The sequence below is a fragment of the Pseudonocardia sp. MH-G8 genome (assembly GCF_002262885.1).
Taxonomy (GTDB): domain Bacteria; phylum Actinomycetota; class Actinomycetes; order Mycobacteriales; family Pseudonocardiaceae; genus Pseudonocardia.
The window spans coordinates 140840-157912 of sequence record NZ_NKYF01000022.1 but is presented as its reverse complement, the minus strand read 5'-3'; the positions used below and the strand labels follow the sequence as shown (position 1 = coordinate 157912).

Below are 17073 nucleotides of genomic sequence, written 5' to 3'. Positions count from 1 at the left end.
CTACCTGAAACCACTCACCCAACTCGTGGTCGACTACCTCGAAGACGCCGGCATCGAAGTCGTCGACGCCCTGTCCCTCGAAGTCCCCGACAACCTCGCCGTCGCCCGCCTCGACCCCACCGACCTACGCGAACACTGGCGCAAACTCGACCTCACCGGCGCCGACGCCCTCGTGCTGTCGGCGTGCGTGCAGATGCCATCCCTCGAATCGATCCAGGCCGTCGAGGACGAGGCCGGCATCCCGGTCCTGTCCGCAGCCACCGCCACCACCTTCCGGATCTTGTCGCAGCTGGGCCTCCCGACGGTGGTTCCCGGCGCGGGCGATCTGCTGAGCGGCCGGCACCGAGACCCCACCGCCGCGTAGCCGTCGACGGCACACATCCGGTGCGGTCCGCACACCGAGTCGTGGTGTGACATGGGTCCGCGAGTCGGGGTCTGAAGCGCGCGAGTCGCGGCCCAGCATGTGGGTCGCGAGCCGGCCTGCGGGCCTGTGCTGGCGGGGGCCATGCACGTCTGGTTCGAGGCGTACGTGCGGTTGGGCGGCCTCGCGATGGGCGTGCGGATCGGACATCCGAATCCAGGCCATGATCGATCCGATCGGCACACCACTGCGGTCGGAACGACGCTGATGTACATGTCGCGGCGATCTTCGCCTGTTGATTTTTGCGGGCCGAACACCAGCGCGGCCCGTGGCGAGTTCATGTGCGGGTGAGAACGATCAAGCTGGTCCCGACTCGCATGGCCGGCGGACGGTGTGTGCGGACCCCACCGGACGTGTGCGGCGGGGCCTGTCGTCAGCCCCAGGTCAGGAAGCGGTAGTGCAGGCCCGTCGACGACTCCTGCCACGTCCCCACCGAGTCCGGCGGGCGTCCCACCTCCGGGGCGTGCGTGTCACCGTCGAAGTGCTCCCTGATCTCGGTGACCACGATGCGGTCCGCGAACGGCAGCGCCGCCCGGTACACCGCCGCACCGCCCATCACCCACACGTCCCCGGACACCGCGGCGAGCGCCTGCGGCAGGTCGGGGAACGTCTCCGCGCCCTCCCTCTCGACGTCCGGCTGCGGCGTGCGCGACAGCACGAGGTTGCGCCGGCCCGGCAGCGGCCGGAACCGCGGCGGCAGCGACTCCCACGTGCGGCGGCCCATGAGCACGGTCGCGCCCGCGGTCAGGGAGCGGAAGTGCTTCATGTCCTCGGGCAGGTGCCACGGCAGCGCACCGTCGCGGCCGATGACGCCGTTCGCCGACTGCGCCCAGATGAGCCCGATCACACCGCCACCGGTGCCTTGATCCCCGGGTGCGGGTCGTAGCCGTCGATCGTGATGTGCTCGTAGGTGTAGTCGAACAGGCTCTGCGCCGGCTTCAGGCTCAGCGTGGGGAACGGGCGCGCGTCGCGGGCGAGCTGCGTGCGGACCTGGTCCTCGTGGTTGTCGTAGACGTGGCAGTCGCCCCCGGTCCAGATGAAGTCACCGACGGCCAGGCCCACCTGCTCGGCGACCATGTGCGTCAGCAGCGCGTAGCTCGCGATGTTGAACGGCACGCCGAGGAACAGGTCCGCGCTGCGCTGGTACAGCTGGCAGGAGAGCTCTCCGTCGGCCACGTAGAACTGGAAGAACGCGTGGCACGGTGGCAACGCCATCCGGGGGATGTCGGCGACGTTCCAGGCGGACACGATGATCCGCCGGGAGTCGGGGTTCTCGCGCAGCGTGCGCAGCACCTCGCTGATCTGGTCGACGTGCCCGCCGTCCGGGGTCGGCCACGACCGCCACTGCACGCCGTAGACCGGGCCGAGATCACCGTCGGGCCCGGCCCACTCGTCCCAGATCGTGACGCCGTGCTCCTGCAGCCACGTGACGTTCGCGTCGCCGCGTAGGAACCACAGCAGCTCGTACGCGATCGAGCGGAAGTGGACCTTCTTCGTCGTGATCAGCGGGAAGCCGTCGGACAACCGGTAGCGCAGCTGGTGCCCGAAGATCGACCGCGTGCCCGTCCCGGTGCGGTCCCCCTTGCGGGCGCCCGTGTCGAGCACGTGGCGGAGCAGGTGTTCGTACTGCGTGTCCGGCATGCCCCCGAGCCTAAGCGTGGCGCCCGGACGGGTTTGGGGTCGTAGGCGGTCCGGGAACGAACCGACAACCCCGCCAGCTCATGTGCAGGAAGGCCCGTAGTGACCGGTGAGCGTTTCATCCCGTTCCGCAGGACCAGCATCGTCACGATGTGCGCGGACGAGGTCGCGCCGCAGGAGCGGGAGTCGTTCCGGATGTTCGCCGAGTTGCTGGCCAGCCTCCTGCACCACGAGTTCCGCGGCAGGCTCGAGGCGCTCAAGGAGGCCTACCACCCGTTCAACCCGGACGCCGACACGCGCACGCTCGTCGAGCTGGGCCCGGCCGAGCGGCAGGCGGCGCAGCGGCGCCTTGTCGACGAGCTGACCACGCTGGCCGAGGACGCCAACTTCGAACGCATCACGGCCGACGACCTCGGCCGCGCGTTCGTCGAGGAGTCGTTGATGAAGGTCCGGCTGGAGGCCGACTTCGACGACTTCGAGGAGGTCGTGTTCTACCGACGCGGCGAGCACACCCGGCAGGAGGAGGTGAAGTACCTGTTCGGCCTGCGCCGCCGGACCATCGAGTTCACCAACTACGGGAAGGTCCTCGTGTATGTGAAGTTCAAGGGCGCGGACCACTTCGAGGCCCAGGACAGGGACGTCGACGACCTGCCGTTCACGCCGGGCTCCACGATCATCAAGCTCTTCCAGGACGTGCCCCGCGCCGACCTGGAGATGCTGTTCCCCAACGCGCGGGTGCGGATGCGTCTCATCGACAAGCTGCTGATCGGCGTCCCGGCGGTCGTCTCCGGGATCATCGTGATCGTCACCAAGCTCGTCGCGGCGCTGCTGCCGGTGTTGTTGTTGCTGGGGTTCTGGCTCGGCGTGCGGAGGGAGCCGGTCGAGCTCGACCAGGCCCAGCTCGTCGCGCTCGGAGCAGGTCTGGCGACGTTCGGCGGCTACCTGGTGCGCCAGTTCACCAAGTTCAAGAACCGCAAGATCAAGTTCATGAAGTCGCTGTCCGAGAGCCTCTACTTCCGCAACCTCGACAACGACGCGGGCGTCTTCCACCACCTGCTGGATGCGGCCGAGGAGGAAGAGGTCAAGGAGGCGGTGCTCGCCTACCACTTCCTGCGCGGCGCCGACGCGCCGCTCACCGCCGCGGAGCTGGACCAGCGGATCGAGGACTGGTTCGACCGGCGGTGGGACGCAAGGTTCGACTTCGAGGTCGACGACGGCGTGGGCAAGTTGCGCCGGCTGGGGCTGATCGACGACGACGGACGGGGACGTCTCACCGCCGTCGCGTTGGACGAGGCCAAGCGGCGGCTGGACCAGACCTGGGACGACCTGTTCACCTACCACGCACCGACGCGCGCGGTGCAGGCCTGAGCCTGCGGCGGCTCGGGGCCTCCGTCAGCGCCGAGGGCCGCCACCCCGCGTCCTCGGTGTTGACATCGGTCCCGGGTGCGACGATCTCGTCGATGCGGTCGAGGACCGCCTCCTCCAGGCGGACGTCCGGTACCGGGAGCTGCGCCTCGAGCTGCTCCATGGTGCGCGGGCCGATGATCGCCGAACTCACCGCGGGATGTTCCAGCACGAAGGCCAGGGCGAGTTCCACCATGGTCAGCCCGGCGTCGTCGGCCACCGTCGCCAGTTCGGTGACGAGCTCGAGCTTGCGCTGGTTGGCCGGCACCGTGAGGTCGAAGCGACCGCCGGCTCCCGGCCGCGCGGGCAGCCGCCTGTCCCGCTCGCTGGTGTTCTCCTTGCCGACGCCGAAGCGCCCCGACAGCCACCCGCCGGCCAGCGGGCTCCACGTGAGGACGCCCATGCCGTAGTCCTGCGCCAGCGGGAGCACGTGGCCTTCGATGCCGCGGACCAGCATCGAGTACGGGGGCTGTTCGGTGCGGAACCTCTCCCGCCCGCGGTGCTCGGACATCCACCGGGCTTCCACGATCCGCCGCGCGGGGAACGTCGAGCTGCCGAACGAGCGGATCTTCCCGGCGTGGACCAGGTCGCTCAACGCCCCCAAGGTCTCGTCGATGTCCACCGACTCGTCGGGCCGATGCACCTGGTAGAGGTCGATGTAGTCGGTCCCGAGGCGGCGCAGGCTGTGCTCGCACGCCGCGGTGATCCAACGCCGGGACCCGCCCCGGGCGTTGGGGTCCTCGCTCATCGGCGAGCCGACCTTGGTGGCCAGGACGACCCGCGAACGGTCCACCTGGGCCAGTGCCTTCCCGACGATCACCTCGGACTCACCACCCGAGTAGACATCGGCGGTGTCGACGACGTTGATCCCCGCGTCGAGGGCCCGGTGGATGATGGCGACGGCGTCGTCGTGATCGGGATTGCCCCAGGCACCGAACATCATCGCGCCGAGGCTGAGCGGGCTGACCGTGATTCCGGTCCTCCCGAGGTTGCGCATCTCCATGGTCCCCACCCGACCACGACACTCCTGCCCGCCGTGAGGTCGATCCTGGCTCCGGCTTGCACGATCCTGTCGACCTCGCGCGGATCGTGCTTCACTCCCCCGGTGGACAGCCTCGACGAGCTCCGGACGCTGGTTCGCGGGCGCGCCGTCGGGGCCCACCAGAGCGTCTCCGTGCTCGACGGCGTCTCCCTCACTGTCGTCGAAGCGCCGACGCCCCCGGTCGCCGCCATGACGCAACCCTCGTTCGCCGTCGTTGCCCAGGGCGTCAAGCGGACGACGCTCAACGGCCGCCACCACGACTACCAGGCCGGCCAGTACCTCGTGGTGACCCTCGACCTACCGGTCACCGGCCAAGCGCTCGAGGCCACGGCGGAGGACCCCCTCGTGGTGGTGAGCATGACGCTGACGCCGGCCGCGGTCGCACCGCTGCTCCTGGAGGCCCCGCCCGCCCCGCGGCGCCGAGGGCGCCCCGGCATCGCCGTCAGCACCGCACCGCAGGAGTTGCTCGATCCGATCGTCCGGCTCCTGCGCCTGCTCGACCGGCCCGACGACCTGCGGGTGCTCGCACCGGGGCTCCGGACGGAGATCCTCTGGCGCCTCCTCACCGGGGACCAGGGCGCGCTCGTCCATCAGATCGGCGCCACCGACGGGAGCCTCGCCCACATCTCCCGCTCGATCCGGTGGATACGCCGGCACTACGACGAGCCCGTCGCGATCGCCGAGCTCGCCGACCTGGCGTGCATGAGCCCGTCGACCTTCCACCGCCATTTCCGCTCCGCGACCTCGATGACCCCCATCCAGTTCAGGCAACAGATCCGGCTCCACGAGGCCCGCACGCTGCTCGCCACCCGGGACGCGGACGTCGCCGAGATCGGCTACCGCGTCGGCTACGAGAGCCCTTCGCAGTTCAACCGCGAGTACCGCCGGGCCTTCGGCACGTCCCCAGGGAGGGACGCCGAAGCGATGCGCACCCGAACCGGCCGATGACCTGCGGGCACAGCGCCCGGCTCGGCGGTCCGGGCCTACCTGATCGTGATCGCAGTGAGACGCCGGTCACGTAGCGTGCCCGCTGCAACCCGCCCACGGTGAGCGGCACGACTCGGAGGCGCACATGCGTATCGGCGCTGTCATCGTCGTCATCTGGCTGGTCATCGGCGCATTCGCGGCGTACCAGCGCGGCTACTTCTCCGGGGACGAACAGGTCAACTGCGCCGAGATCGGCACCGTGCTGGCCACGGTCGTCGTCGGGCCGCTGAACTACGTCGGGCTGAACCCGCAGATCGAGTGCACGGTGCCGCAGCCGTCGCCCTGAACGAAGGACGCACGATAACCCGGTGATGTGGGGACGCATCCCCGCGACAATGACCGCGTGGAGGAGGTCGAGGTCGTCGTCGCCCACAACGAGCGCGCGACGCTACGCGTCGGCGACGTGTTCCTGAAGATCGACGCCGACCAGGGGCGCACTGATGTCGAGGTCGAGGCGATGGCCTTGGCGCCGATCCCCACTCCGGAGGTCCTGTGGCGGGAGCCGCCCGTGCTCGCGCTCGCCGCCGTCGACGGCACGGCACTCGGACGCCTCGGCGAGCCGTCGCTCGCGTCGTCGGCGGCATGGGCCGCGGCGGGCGCCGCCGCACGGACGCTGCACGACGCGCCGCTACCGCCATGGCCCGGCCGCAGTCCCGACGAGATCGCATCGCAGCTCGACGACGAATGCGAGTGGCTCGCCGCGAACGGCGTCCTCCCCACGGACGTGATCACGCGCAACCGCCACGTCGCCGAGGCCGCGCTCCGGCCGTGGACACCGGTGTTCATCCACGGCGACCTGCAGATCACCCACGTGTTCGTCGACGGTGACGAGATCACCGGCGTGATCGACTGGTCCGAGGCGGCCCGCGGCGATGCTCTGTTCGACCTCGCCATCTTGACGCTGGGGCACGAGGAGCGCCTCGGCGACGTGGTCACCGGCTACGGCTCCGACGTCGACATCGACGTGATCCGCGCGTGGTGGTCGCTGCGGAGCCTGCTGGCGGCCCGCTGGCTGATCGAGCACGGCTTCGACCCGTCCTCGCCAGGCTGCGAGTTCGACGTGCTGAGGTCCCGGATGTGAGGTGGCACGAGCCCCGACCGGGGCTCACCTGTCGTCGAAGGTGGCCAGGTGGGCCGTCACGTCGTCGGCGAAGCGAGCGAGCAGGCGGCCGAGGTCGCGGCGGTCCTGCTCGGACCAGTCGGCGACGGCGCCGGTGAACCAGCTGATGAGGCTGCTCGCATAACGTTCGGCGGCTTCCCTGCCCTCGTCGGTCGGCGCGATGATGCTCACCCGGCGGTCGTTCGGGTCGCCGGTGCGGCGTACCAGTCCGCGGCGCTCCAGCTGCTGGACCTGCCGCGTGACGTGGGGCTGGACGATCCGCATCCGCTCCGCGATCTCGCTGATCCTCAGCGGCTCGCCGGCGAGGTGCACCGAGAGCAGGACGGAGAAGGCCGGCTGCTCCACCTCGATCCCGGCCGCCGCCATGGCGTGCTCGACCAAGCGTCTGCGGCTGACGGCGTTGGCCAGCTGCGTCAGCCGGGGCATCACGGCCAGCACCTCGTCGTCCTGACCGCCTGCAGCCTCCGCTCCTGTGTTCATCCTCAGCCCTCGTTTGCATACTTGACGTAAGTATCTATACCCTCGGCTCCGCCAACAAGGATACCTGAGGTAAGCATCTACCGATGCTTCAGGCCTGCGCAGGAAGGATCCCGATGAACCACCCGCCCAACCGCAAGGTCCTGATCTCCGGGGCCAGCATCGCCGGTCCCACACTCGCCTACTGGCTGGACCGCCACGGCTTCAAGGTCACCGTCGTGGAGAAGGCCACCCACCTGCGCGGAGGCGGGTACGCCATCGACATCCGGGGCACCGCCCGCGACGTCGTCGAACGCATGGGCCTGCTGCCACGTCTCCGGCAGGCCCACGTCGACAGCCGTCAGCTCACGTTCCTCGACCCCGACGGCGAGGTCATGGCCGAACTGCGCCCCGAGGCCCTCACCGGCGGCATCGAGGGAGTCGACCTCGAAGTGCGCAGGGGCGACCTGGCCGACTGCCTCTACGACCTGGCCAGGGACAAGGTCGAGTTCCTGTTCAACGACTCCATCGCCACGCTCGACGACCGCGGCGACCACGTGGACGTCACCTTCGACAGCGGCACCCGGCGCACGTTCGACCTGGTGATCGGCGCCGACGGGCTGCACTCGAACACCCGCAGCCTGGTCTTCGGCCCCGAGGAGCGCTTCCACCGCTACCTCGGCTTCTGCTTCGCCGGCTTCACACTGCCCAACGACGCCGACCTGGCCCACGAGGGCGTGCTGTGGAACGTCCCGGGCAGGTCCGCCATCCTCTACGCGTACGAGCCCGGCGAGTCGACGTACGGGTTCTTGACCTTCGCGCAGGACGAGCCGCCGTTCTCCGCCTTCCGCAACCCGCAGGCGCAGCGCGACCTCGTGGCCGCGACGTTCCCCGACACGGTGTGGGAGATCCCCCGGATGGTGGCGGCCATGCGCGGGGCCGACGACCTGTTCTTCGACGTCGTCAGCCAGATCCACATGCCCGCCTGGTCCACCGGCCGCGTCGCCCTCGCCGGTGACGCCGCCCATGCCACGTCGTTCATGTCGGGTCAGGGGTCGAGCGTGTCGCTGGTGGGCGCGTACGTCCTCGCCGGCGAGCTGGCCACCCGGACCGACCACGTCACGGCGTTCGCTGCGTACGAGAACACGGTCCGCGAGTTCGTGGAGCGCAACCAGGCCCTCGCGACGGAGGGCGGCGGCGTGGTGGCCCCGCGCACCCGGCAGCACCTCGACACGCGCAACGCGATCCTGCGCAACCGCACGACGATGCCGTCCAGCACCGAGGGCCGCTCCGCCCACACCGCCTTCGACCTGCCCGACTACGAGCAGTCCCTCCGAACCGCCTGACAGCGCCGGTCGCAGGCAGTCATCCGAGCAACCCGGAGAGGATCCGCTTCAGCGCTTCCGGGAGCGGGTCGCCGATCTCGGGCTTCCCGCTGAGGGCAGCGAGATGCGGGTGCTTGCCCTGGGCGGCGACATGCGCCACGTAGCGGGCGCTTCGCAGCGCGTCGACCGGGGATGCTTCCGAACGGGCGGCTGCCGCGACGATCGCGTTGAGCATCGCGAGGGCGACCAGCTTGTCCCCGTCGGGAGCCGAGTGGTCGGCGAGGACCGCGAGGAAGTGCTCGGTGACGTCGACCCCGTTCGGGCCGACGACGGGCCGGGTGAGGACCAGCTCGGCCAGCCAGGGGTGGCGCCGGTAGATCTCGCGTGCCTGCAGGCCCATGTCGACCAGGTCCGAAAGCCAGTCGCCGGACGGGGAGGGGAGGTCGTACTCGGCGTAGACGTGGTCGGCCATCAGGTCGAGCAGGTCGTCACGGGTCTCGACGTAGCGGTACAGCGAGCCGGCCCCGGTGCCCAGTTCGGCGGCCACGTGCCGCATGGACACCCCGGCGAGCCCGTCGCGGTCGGCCACCCGCACGGCCGCCTCGGTGATCTCGGCCCTGCTGCGCCCCGCCGGCCGACCGACTCCGGACTTCTCGGGCCGCATCCAGATCAGCTCGGACTCCACCGCCCCTCCCCCACTCCCGTTTGCGAACAGCGTATGCCATCAGATAGCTTTGCGAACGTTGTTCGCGAACGAGGGAGTGGCGATGCAGGTTCTGATCCTGAGTCCCGGAACCAGAGGGGACGTGGCTCCGGCGACCGGGCTGGGCGCGGCGTTCGTGGCCGACGGGCACCGGGTCACGATCGTCGCGAACTCCGAGTACGAGGCACTGGTGACCGGCGCCGGATGCTCCATCGCGCCGATCACCGCTCCGATCACCCCGCCCTCCGGGACCGTGGGTGCGCGAGGTGTTCGCGCCCACCTGGCGACCCTGCGCACCTACATGGACCAGGCCGCCACGGCGGCCCTGGCGGCTGCCGTCGGGGCCGAGGCGGTCCTGACGAACGCGATCTCCCCGTACGGCCATGACATCGCCGAGCACCTCGGGGTCCCCTCCGCCGAGGCGCTCCTGCAGCCCTCGCAGCCCAGCGCGGCGTACCCGCCGATGATCGCGAGCGGCACCGACCTCGGGCGCGTCGGCAACCGGATGGCAGGTCACCTCGCGCAGCAGGTACGCACGCCCTACGACCCGGCCCGCCAACGGGTCCGCTCGGAGCTCGGGCTGCCCCCCGAGAGCCGTCGAGCCGCACAACGGCGACGACGCTCGCAAGGACTGCCGATCCACCACGGCATCAGCCCCGCCGTGCTCCCCCGCCCGGACGACTGGCCCGCGGAGCTGACCCTCGACGGCTTCTGGTGGCCGCACGAACCCGACGACTGGGCACCCCCGCCGTCGCTGCTCGAGTTCCTCGACGCCGGGCCCGCCCCCGTGGTCGTCACCCTCGGCAGCATCCCGACGAGCTCGGCCACGGCACGCGCCGTGGCCGACGCGCTCACCGCCACGAAGGCCCGCGCCGTCCTGCAGGGCGAGGACCTGCGCCAGGTCGCCGAACACCTCGGCAGCCCCGACATCCTCCACGTGGGCGAGGTGCCGCACAGCTGGCTCCTCCCCCGGGCAGCCGTCGTCGTCCACCAGGCCGGCGCCGGCATCACCTCCGCCACCCTGCGCGCCGGCATCCCCTCCGTCACGCTGCCGGTGCACACCGACCAGCCGTTCTGGGCACGCCGACTGGTCGCGCTCGACGCGGGGACCGAACCGATCCCGGCGAAGGACGCCGACGGCGGCAGGCTGGCCGCCGCCATCACCACCGCCCTGTCCAGCCGACAGCTCCGCGACGGCGCACACGCGGTCCGGGACGCGCTGCGCGGCGAGAACAGCACACTGCCGCTGCAATCCTGGCTGCGCAGGCTCGCCGTCACCTCCTGAGTCCGCCACGGCGCAGCGCCGTCACCCCACAGCGGTCGTGATCCACTGCAGGATCGCGGCGTTGGTCTCGGGCGCGTTCTTGTGCAGCTGCACGGAGTGACCGCTGTCGGGGACGACGACGGCCGCGAGGTCGACCTCGTCGGAGTAGTAGGGCCGCTCGTGAGCAAGCATCGACTCGGCGGTGCAGACGCCGACGGTGCAGTACTGGTCCTGGTCACCGACGACGAGGAGGGTCGACACCGTGATCGCGCGCGAGGGCGACTGCGCCGGAGGAAGATCCGGGCCGTCCGAGTCCGCCGCGGTACTCAGGTCCTTGAGGCGCTCGTCCGCCTCGATGACGGCCGGGTCGGCGTTGGGCTCGTAGTAGAAGAACTGCCGCACGCCGGGTTTCGTCGTCAGGTAGCCGGGGTCGCTCACCGTGCCGCGGAACTTGGGGTCGTCCTTCGCCGTGACCTCGAACTGGATGTCCTCGCCGGGATCGGCCGACGGTGGCGGCTCCTGCCTCACGACGTGGCTCATGCCGGTGAGCACGAATGCGTCGACGTCGTCGAACTCCTCGTTCCAGGCCATCGACGAGCCCAGCGAGTGGCCGACCCAGACCACCTCGGCGAACTGGCGGTCCTCGATCTCGCCCGCGCGCAGCATGCTGATCACCTGGTGGATCGCTTCGGTTCCGGAGTCGAGGGTGTAGAGCGCGCTGGGCGGCAAGGTGCTCCTGCCGGTGGCGAGCCGGTCGATGTTGAACGTGGAGTAGCCGGCGCCGAGGGCCGCCGCGACGTACGAGTAGTGGGAAGGCTGCACGGGCATGTCGAAGTAGCTGTGGTTGTAGGAGGAGCCCGGCACCAGCAGCTGCACGATCTTGCCCGTCCCGTCGCCGTGGCGCGGCCGGCACAGCTCCCCGTACACGTGGGCGTTGCCGATCTCCGCGACCGACACCGGGACCTGCACCTCGTCACAGTCCGCGCCAGGGTGCCTGTCCTGCGTGGAGGTGATGACCGGCACGGCGAGGCCGACCGCAGCGATCGCCGCCAGCGACGCGACGATCGCCCTGGTTCTCGTCGACGCGGTGCGCCACCGGGATACGGACATGATCACGCGCTCGCGCTCTCCGGGTGGCCGAACCATCGGGTGACGGCCTGCGCGAACGCGTCGCGATCGGGGGCGTCCTCGTCGGCCCATGCCACGACGCCGTCCGGGCGGACGAGCAGGGCGCGGAACCCGAGGTCCTTGCGCACCCGGCCTCCGGCATACCGGATCCGGCCCTCCCAGCCCTTGGCCGTGACCTGCAACGCGGTGTCGGTGCTGAAGTCGAGCGCTACACCGTGGCCCTGGCGCATCAGGTCGCCGAGACGGGTGCCGTCATCGAAGCGGAAATCCGGGACGGTCCGGCCGACGAGCGGGTGCTCGCTGCCCAGGTCGTAGCGGTGGAACAGGCCCGATGTCTGCCGGTACACGTGCGTCGTCCCGTCGGAGGTGCGCATCAGGTCGTGGATCAGCCGCTGCAGTGCGGGCGCGTTGGGGCCCGGCTGCATGGTCGCCACCTGGGCGCGTGACCAGTCGAGCACCGAGGCGCCGACCGGGTGGCGCTCGCCGGTGTAGGTGTCGAGCAGGCCGACGGGCGCGTGCCCGTGCACGGTGGCGGCGAGCTTCCACCCGAGGTTCACGGCGTCGCCGATGCCGAGGTTGAGCCCCTGGCCGCCCAGCGGCGAGTGGATGTGCGCGGCGTCGCCGGCGAGCAGCACGCGGCCGTTGCGGTAGGTGCTCGCCTGCATCGCGCGGTCGGTGAAGCTGGTGGCCAGATGGACGTCGGTCAGCTCCACGTCGGTACCGGAGATGCGGCGCAGGACCGCCTGGAGGTGCTCGCGGGTCAGCGGCGTGGAGCGGTCGAACGCGCCACCGTCGAAGTCCATCATGCCCACGTGACCGTCGAACGGGGTGCGCAGGTACATGCCGTTCGGCGTCAGGGTGAACCCGAGGCGCAGCTGCTGCGGGTCGGCGAAGCTGACGCGTGCGACGTAGCCGGTGAACAGCGGCTCGGTGCCGACGAAGTCGAAGCCGGCGAGCTCGCGAACCACGCTGCGGCCGCCGTCGCAGCCCACCAGCCAGCGGCCCCGGTACTCCTGCCCGCCTGCCGCGGCGACCACAACCCCCTCGTCCTGGGTCACGGCCGTGACGGGGGCGCCCCGGACGATCTCCACCCCGAGGCCGGCCACCCACCGGGACAGCACCGCGGAGACCGCGTCGAGGCTGGTCATGAACCCTTCCATGGCCGGACCGGGCAGCCGGAACGGAAGGGCGGACGTGTCGATGTCGGCAGCGTCGAGGCCCATGCCGGCGAAATGGCTGACGCCACGGGGGGCGGGCGCGTCGACCGCGTCCGGATCGGCGCCCACCTGCTTCTCGTCGGCGCGCGACGCGCGCACGACGGCCTCGAGCAGGCCGCGCCGGTAGAACGCCTCGGCCGACCCGGCGGTGAGGCCCCGCAGCCCGAGCGGGAGCGCCGTCAGCGGCGAGCCGGGTTCCTGGTCCCGCTCGAGGACCATCACCGAGCAGCCGGACAGGGCGAGCTCGCCTGCCAGGAACAGGCCGACCGGACCGCCACCGGCGATCAGTACGTCATGCATGGGACCCCTTTGATGGCTAGCTAGCGGAGATGCGTCAGGCCGTCGAGGACGATGGCGATGCCGGTGAGGAACTGCTCGCGGTCGTCGTGCTCCCTCATCTGGGTCACGACGGCGTGCAGGAACGGGTGGTCCTCGGGATCGAGCTCCTGCCACGCCGCCGACGTCGCGTCGAAGAACTCGTCGCGATCGAAGGCAGGCCCCGGGCCCGGGACGTCCCCGTCGGTGCGGGCGTTCTGGCTGACGGCTCCGAGGATGTAGTGCACGAGCGTCGACGTCGCGTCGAACCAGGAGGCTCGCGGCACGCCCAGGGCGCCCACCTGCCGGCCGATCCTTTCGAAGATCCCCACCGTGACCGGTCCGGCCGGGTTGCGGACGATCTGGAGGGTCAGCCGCGTGGCGAGCCAGCGGTGTTCGGCCATAGCGTCGAACAGGGCCAGCGCAACCGCGCGGACCTCGTCCTCGGGTGCGGCCGCAGCCCGGGAGGGGTTGGCCGCCAGAGCCGCGGCGATGACCGTTTCCGTCGCCGCGTCGAGCAGCTCGCCCCGGGCGCCCACGTGATAGTAGATCGCCCCGGACCCGGTGGTCAGGCGCTCGGTCAGCGCCCGGACCGTCAGCGCTTCCTCTCCGCCCGCATCCAGCAGCTCGATCGCGGCATCGATGATCTGCTCCCGGGAGAGCACCTGGTTGCGCCGCTTGCCGGCCCGCGTTGCCACACCTCGACGGTAACAGGTTTTGGAGCATCGCACCAAATTGGTGCGATGCTCCAAACATCAGGGCGTCAGGCAGGCGAGAGTGCCGACGGCCTGATCAGCGGTGCAGCCTCAGCCCGTCGACGACGATGGTGAGCATGCGGTCGAACTGAGCGCGCTGGTCGGGCGCGCCGGCGACGGAGAGCACCCCGGCCATGATGCCGCCGACGTCGACCGGATCGATGTCACGGCGCAGCTCTCCTGCCTGCGCGCCCGCCTCGAGCACCATTCCCAGGATCTGCTGGACCTGGTCGCAGACCGGGCCGGTGCCGAAGCGCCCGGAAGCGCTCATGGCGACCAGGGCTTCGCAGATGCCGCGCCGTTCACCGGCCCACTCCGCGAAGCGGAGCATCCAGGCGTGGAGGGCCCGTGCCGGCTGCTCGGTGGCGAGGAGGGCTCGCGCGTCATCGCGCAGCGGGCGGATCTGGTCGCGGTAGACCTCCTCGACCAGGTCCTCCCGGGTGGGGAAGTGCCGGTAGAGGGTGCCACTGCCCACGCCTGCGCGTTTGGCGATCGCGTCCAGCGAGACCCCCCGCCCGGAGGCGAATGCCTCGGCGGCCGTGGCGATCAGGTGCTCGCGGTTGCGTTGGGCATCGGCGCGGCGGGGGCTCTGAGGAAGTGTCATGACCTTCGCGATCAGGAGTGTCGAGTAGGGGCGCGGGGCGAATCGGGGACCTCTCCGGTTGAGTGTACAGTCGCTGAAGCGGGGACCTCCCCGCTTGGCGACGACGCCCGATCCGCCCCTCCCGACGAAAGGCACGTCATGCCCACAGCACTCATCACCGGTGGCACGACCGGAATCGGGCGAGCGACCGCCGAGCTGTTGCACTCCCGTGGCTACCAGGTCGTTCTCACCGGACAGAACCCCGACTCGGTGGAGCGGGCGGGACGGGAGCTTCCCGACGACGTGCTCGTCGTGCGCTCCGACGCCCGGGACCTGGCCGGCACCGACGCCCTCGTGGCGACGGTGACCGAGCGGTTCGGATCGCTCGACGTGCTGTTCCTCAACGCCGGGATCTTCCGGCCGGCACCGGTCGCCGACGTCACGGAGGAGTCGTTCGACGAGCAGGTCGACATCAACTTCAAGGGCCAGTACTTCACGCTCCAGAAGGCCCTGCCGCTCATGAACGACGGCGGCTCGATCGTCCTCACCGTGGGCATCGGGTCCCGGCGCGGCAGCCCGGGCGCCACGATGGGGGCCGCGACGCGCGGTGCCCTGCTGGCGATGATGCCCTCGCTCGCCCTCGAACTGGCGCCGCGCCGGATCCGCGTCAACACCGTGAGTCCGGGGGCGACCGAGACCCCGCTGTTCGACAAGCTCGGAATTCCCCAGAGCGGCCGGGACGCCATGCGCAGCCGGATCCCGTTCGAGCGCTTCGGAACCAGCCACGAGGTCGCCGAGGTCGTCGCCTTCCTCGCCTCGGACGCCGCCGCCTACGTCACCGGGCAGGACGTCACCGTGGCCGGCGGCTACGGGCTCGGCGCCTGACCCACACCCTCACGTCAACGACCAACTACAGGAGATCCACGATGGCACTCACCCTCGACACCTACCGGCAGCTGGGACGTTCTGGCCTGTGGGTCTCGCCGCTCGCGCTCGGGGCGGCCACGTTCGGCAACGAATGGGGCTGGGGCGCGGAGCAGGACGAGGCGCGGAGGTTGTTCGACCTCTACGTCGAGCGCGGCGGCAACTTCATCGACACCGCGGTCACCTACACCAACGGCACGTCGGAGCGGATGCTCGGCGAGTTCGCCCGGGACCGGCGGGACAGCCTGGTCCTGGCCACGAAGTACACGACCCTGCGCCGGCCCGACGACCCCAACTCCGGTGGCGCGAGCCGCAAGAGCCTCTTCGGGGCGGTCGAGACCAGCCTGCGGCAGCTGAACACCGACTACATCGACCTGCTCTACCTGCACGTCTGGGACTCGACCACCTCGGCGGAGGAGGTCCTCCGCGGCCTGGACGACCTGGTCCGACAGGGCAAGGTCCTCTACGTGGCCATCTCCAACACCCCGGCCTGGCAGATCTCACGCATGCAGACGATCGCCGACCTGCGCGGCTGGTCGCCGCTCGCCGCACTGCAGCTGGAGTACAACCTGGTGGAGCGCACCGGCGAGCGCGACCTCATCCCGATGGCGAAGGAGCTGGGACTGGGGACGGTCCTGTGGTCGCCGCTGGCGGGTGGGGTGCTCACCGGCAAGTACAGCCGCGACGACCTGAACGCGTCGACGCCGGGTGCGGGCGAGAGCGCTCGCAAGAGCTTCAACGTGGCCCTCGGCGGCGTGACCGAGCGCGCCCTCGACATCGTGGACGTGGTCAAGGAGGTCGCCGGCGAGCTGGGCCGCACGCCCGCCCAGGTGGGGCTCGCATGGACCCTGCAGAACCCGGGGGTGACCGCGCCGATCATCGGGGCCCGGACCGTCGAGCAGCTGAAGGAGAACCTGGGGGCCCTCGAGGTCGACCTGACCCCGTCCCAGGTGGCACGCCTGGACGAGGTCAGCGCGATCGACCTCGGCTTCCCCCACGCCATGCTCGCCAGCGACCACATCCGCGCCCAGACCCGCGGCGATCTCAAGATCCAGGCCCACCGCTGAAGATCGAGCAGCGCCAGGGGCCGGCGACACCGTCGCCCCCTGGTGCCGGCCGGCCTCAGGGCAGCACGGCCACGGCATCGACCTCGACGAGGTAGCCCGGCGCGGCCAGCGAGGTGACCCCGATCCAGGTGCTCGGCTGCTGGAACTCGACGCCCAGCGCCGCGGCCGCTCGATCGCGACCGACGACGAACCGGCCGGCCTTCGCCTCGTCGAGGTCGACGATGTAGACGGTGACCTTGGCCAGGTCGGCCGCCGTCGCCCCGACCGCGTCGAGCGCGGCGGCGATGTTGAGGTAGCACCTCTCGGCCTGCGCGGCGACATCGTCGCGGCCCACGAGGTTGCCCTCGGTGTCCCAGGACACCTGTCCGGCCAGGTACACGGTGCGCGAGCCCTGCGTGTCGGCGACCTGGTGGTGGACCTCGACCCGGTTGACGCCTTCGGGATGCACCAGCTTGACGGTCATCGCCTTACCCCTCTCTCCTGCCTGCATCGCAAAACATAGCATAACTATGCCATGCTTCGGCTCACGTGACAGGAGCTGCTGCCGTGACGCCGCGTCGCAGGGCCTGTCGGTCCATCCCCTTGGGGCGGCACTGCCCCCTGCCGGTCCGCGACGATCCGCACTGACAGTGGCCCGGAGTTTCAGTGCCGCCGCAAACCCACCACACTGCAGCCCTCAAGGCGACCACTGCAGTCCGCTAGGCTCGACGAGCGAGGGCAGCTT

General features: G+C 70.6%; 18 protein-coding genes and 1 pseudogene. 9 read left to right on the top strand and 10 right to left on the bottom strand.

The genetic code is table 11. The features are described from left to right. Positions 1-364, top strand: a pseudogene (locus CFP66_RS34465) (Asp/Glu racemase); the annotation flags it as partial. A 430-nt stretch (positions 365-794) separates the two neighbouring features. Here CFP66_RS34465 and CFP66_RS34460 read toward each other — a convergent pair. After that, positions 795-1268 carry a dihydrofolate reductase gene (locus CFP66_RS34460; RefSeq protein ID WP_094929518.1) on the bottom strand — a complete coding sequence of 158 codons (474 nt, stop codon included), beginning with the start codon at positions 1266-1268 and terminating at the stop codon, positions 795-797. After that, the gene (locus tag CFP66_RS34455; RefSeq protein WP_094929517.1) at positions 1265-2062 is read right to left on the bottom strand and encodes a thymidylate synthase; all 798 of its coding nucleotides are present in this window, start codon (positions 2060-2062) and stop codon (positions 1265-1267) included. Before CFP66_RS34455 ends, CFP66_RS34460 begins: the two co-directional genes overlap by 4 nt. A gap of 99 nt (positions 2063-2161) precedes the next feature. Between CFP66_RS34455 and CFP66_RS34450 the strand changes: the two genes are divergently transcribed. Continuing rightward, positions 2162-3427 carry a TMEM143 family protein gene (locus CFP66_RS34450; protein ID WP_094929516.1) on the top strand — a complete coding sequence of 422 codons (1266 nt, stop codon included), beginning with the start codon at positions 2162-2164 and terminating at the stop codon, positions 3425-3427. Here the strand turns inward: CFP66_RS34450 and CFP66_RS34445 are convergent. Further along, a complete protein-coding gene (locus tag CFP66_RS34445) occupies positions 3390-4466 on the bottom strand; it encodes an aldo/keto reductase (RefSeq protein ID WP_094929533.1) in 1077 nt (358 codons plus the stop codon). The genes CFP66_RS34450 and CFP66_RS34445 overlap by 38 nt on opposite strands. A 102-nt stretch (positions 4467-4568) precedes the next feature. On the opposite strand from CFP66_RS34445, the gene CFP66_RS34440 reads away from it, so the two are divergent. From CFP66_RS34440 to CFP66_RS34430, 3 genes are all read left to right on the top strand, one after another. Beyond that, positions 4569-5453, top strand: coding sequence for an AraC family transcriptional regulator (locus CFP66_RS34440; RefSeq protein WP_094929515.1), 885 nt, complete (start codon positions 4569-4571; stop codon positions 5451-5453). Positions 5454-5577: 124 nt separating this feature from the next. Further along, positions 5578-5778 (top strand): hypothetical protein, encoded by a 201-nt coding sequence (locus CFP66_RS34435; RefSeq protein WP_094929514.1) that lies wholly within the window; start codon positions 5578-5580, stop codon positions 5776-5778. A 57-nt stretch (positions 5779-5835) separates the two neighbouring features. After that, entirely contained in the window at positions 5836-6573 is a 738-nt protein-coding gene (locus CFP66_RS34430) for a phosphotransferase family protein (protein ID WP_094929513.1), read from the top strand. Positions 6574-6597: 24 nt separating this feature from the next. On the opposite strand, the gene CFP66_RS34425 is transcribed toward CFP66_RS34430, so the two are convergent. Then, positions 6598-7092, bottom strand: coding sequence for a MarR family winged helix-turn-helix transcriptional regulator (locus CFP66_RS34425; protein WP_094929512.1), 495 nt, complete (start codon positions 7090-7092; stop codon positions 6598-6600). Between the two features lie 113 nt (positions 7093-7205). Between CFP66_RS34425 and CFP66_RS34420 the strand changes: the two genes are divergently transcribed. Beyond that, positions 7206-8414, top strand: coding sequence for an FAD-dependent monooxygenase (locus CFP66_RS34420; protein ID WP_094929511.1), 1209 nt, complete (start codon positions 7206-7208; stop codon positions 8412-8414). 19 nt (positions 8415-8433) lie between these two features. Here the strand turns inward: CFP66_RS34420 and CFP66_RS34415 are convergent, their stop codons facing one another. Further along, positions 8434-9078, bottom strand: coding sequence for a TetR/AcrR family transcriptional regulator (locus tag CFP66_RS34415; protein WP_198961848.1), 645 nt, complete (start codon positions 9076-9078; stop codon positions 8434-8436). 121 nt (positions 9079-9199) lie between these two features. Between CFP66_RS34415 and CFP66_RS34410 the strand changes: the two genes are divergently transcribed. Further along, a complete protein-coding gene (locus tag CFP66_RS34410; RefSeq protein WP_143517456.1) occupies positions 9200-10381 on the top strand; it encodes a glycosyltransferase in 1182 nt (393 codons plus the stop codon). A 21-nt stretch (positions 10382-10402) separates the two neighbouring features. Here CFP66_RS34410 and CFP66_RS34405 read toward each other — a convergent pair whose 3' ends face one another. From CFP66_RS34405 to CFP66_RS34390, 4 genes are all read right to left on the bottom strand, one after another. Continuing rightward, positions 10403-11470 (bottom strand): alpha/beta fold hydrolase, encoded by a 1068-nt coding sequence (locus tag CFP66_RS34405; protein WP_158228320.1) that lies wholly within the window; start codon positions 11468-11470, stop codon positions 10403-10405. A gap of 2 nt (positions 11471-11472) precedes the next feature. Next, a complete protein-coding gene (locus tag CFP66_RS34400) occupies positions 11473-13005 on the bottom strand; it encodes an FAD-dependent monooxygenase (protein WP_094929508.1) in 1533 nt (510 codons plus the stop codon). Between the two features lie 20 nt (positions 13006-13025). Next, positions 13026-13718, bottom strand: a complete 693-nt coding sequence (locus CFP66_RS34395; protein WP_094929507.1) for a TetR/AcrR family transcriptional regulator — start codon at positions 13716-13718, stop codon at positions 13026-13028. 94 nt (positions 13719-13812) lie between these two features. Next, positions 13813-14379 (bottom strand): TetR/AcrR family transcriptional regulator, encoded by a 567-nt coding sequence (locus CFP66_RS34390; RefSeq protein WP_094929506.1) that lies wholly within the window; start codon positions 14377-14379, stop codon positions 13813-13815. A gap of 138 nt (positions 14380-14517) precedes the next feature. Between CFP66_RS34390 and CFP66_RS34385 the strand changes: the two genes are divergently transcribed. Both CFP66_RS34385 and CFP66_RS34380 read left to right on the top strand, forming a co-directional pair. Beyond that, entirely contained in the window at positions 14518-15243 is a 726-nt protein-coding gene (locus CFP66_RS34385; protein WP_094929505.1) for an SDR family oxidoreductase, read from the top strand. Positions 15244-15284: 41 nt separating this feature from the next. Continuing rightward, positions 15285-16349 (top strand): aldo/keto reductase, encoded by a 1065-nt coding sequence (locus tag CFP66_RS34380; RefSeq protein WP_094929504.1) that lies wholly within the window; start codon positions 15285-15287, stop codon positions 16347-16349. A 55-nt stretch (positions 16350-16404) separates the two neighbouring features. On the opposite strand, the gene CFP66_RS34375 is transcribed toward CFP66_RS34380, so the two are convergent. Beyond that, positions 16405-16812 carry a RidA family protein gene (locus CFP66_RS34375; RefSeq protein ID WP_094929503.1) on the bottom strand — a complete coding sequence of 136 codons (408 nt, stop codon included), beginning with the start codon at positions 16810-16812 and terminating at the stop codon, positions 16405-16407. Positions 16813-17073: the final 261 nt, after the last annotated feature.

What these genes read in the sequence shown, in the direction of transcription:
- CFP66_RS34385 (WP_094929505.1), top strand. Translation starts at nt 14,518, where the DNA reads ATGCCCACAGCACTCATCACCGGTGGCACGACCGGAATCGGGCGAGCG.
- CFP66_RS34375 (WP_094929503.1), bottom strand. Translation starts at nt 16,812, where the DNA reads ATGACCGTCAAGCTGGTGCATCCCGAAGGCGTCAACCGGGTCGAGGTC.
- CFP66_RS34455 (WP_094929517.1), bottom strand. Translation starts at nt 2,062, where the DNA reads ATGCCGGACACGCAGTACGAACACCTGCTCCGCCACGTGCTCGACACG.
- CFP66_RS34435 (WP_094929514.1), top strand. Translation starts at nt 5,578, where the DNA reads ATGCGTATCGGCGCTGTCATCGTCGTCATCTGGCTGGTCATCGGCGCA.
- CFP66_RS34425 (WP_094929512.1), bottom strand. Translation starts at nt 7,092, where the DNA reads ATGAACACAGGAGCGGAGGCTGCAGGCGGTCAGGACGACGAGGTGCTG.
- CFP66_RS34380 (WP_094929504.1), top strand. Translation starts at nt 15,285, where the DNA reads ATGGCACTCACCCTCGACACCTACCGGCAGCTGGGACGTTCTGGCCTG.
- CFP66_RS34445 (WP_094929533.1), bottom strand. Translation starts at nt 4,466, where the DNA reads ATGGAGATGCGCAACCTCGGGAGGACCGGAATCACGGTCAGCCCGCTC.
- CFP66_RS34390 (WP_094929506.1), bottom strand. Translation starts at nt 14,379, where the DNA reads ATGACACTTCCTCAGAGCCCCCGCCGCGCCGATGCCCAACGCAACCGC.
- CFP66_RS34420 (WP_094929511.1), top strand. Translation starts at nt 7,206, where the DNA reads ATGAACCACCCGCCCAACCGCAAGGTCCTGATCTCCGGGGCCAGCATC.
- CFP66_RS34405 (WP_158228320.1), bottom strand. Translation starts at nt 11,470, where the DNA reads ATGTCCGTATCCCGGTGGCGCACCGCGTCGACGAGAACCAGGGCGATC.
- CFP66_RS34400 (WP_094929508.1), bottom strand. Translation starts at nt 13,005, where the DNA reads ATGCATGACGTACTGATCGCCGGTGGCGGTCCGGTCGGCCTGTTCCTG.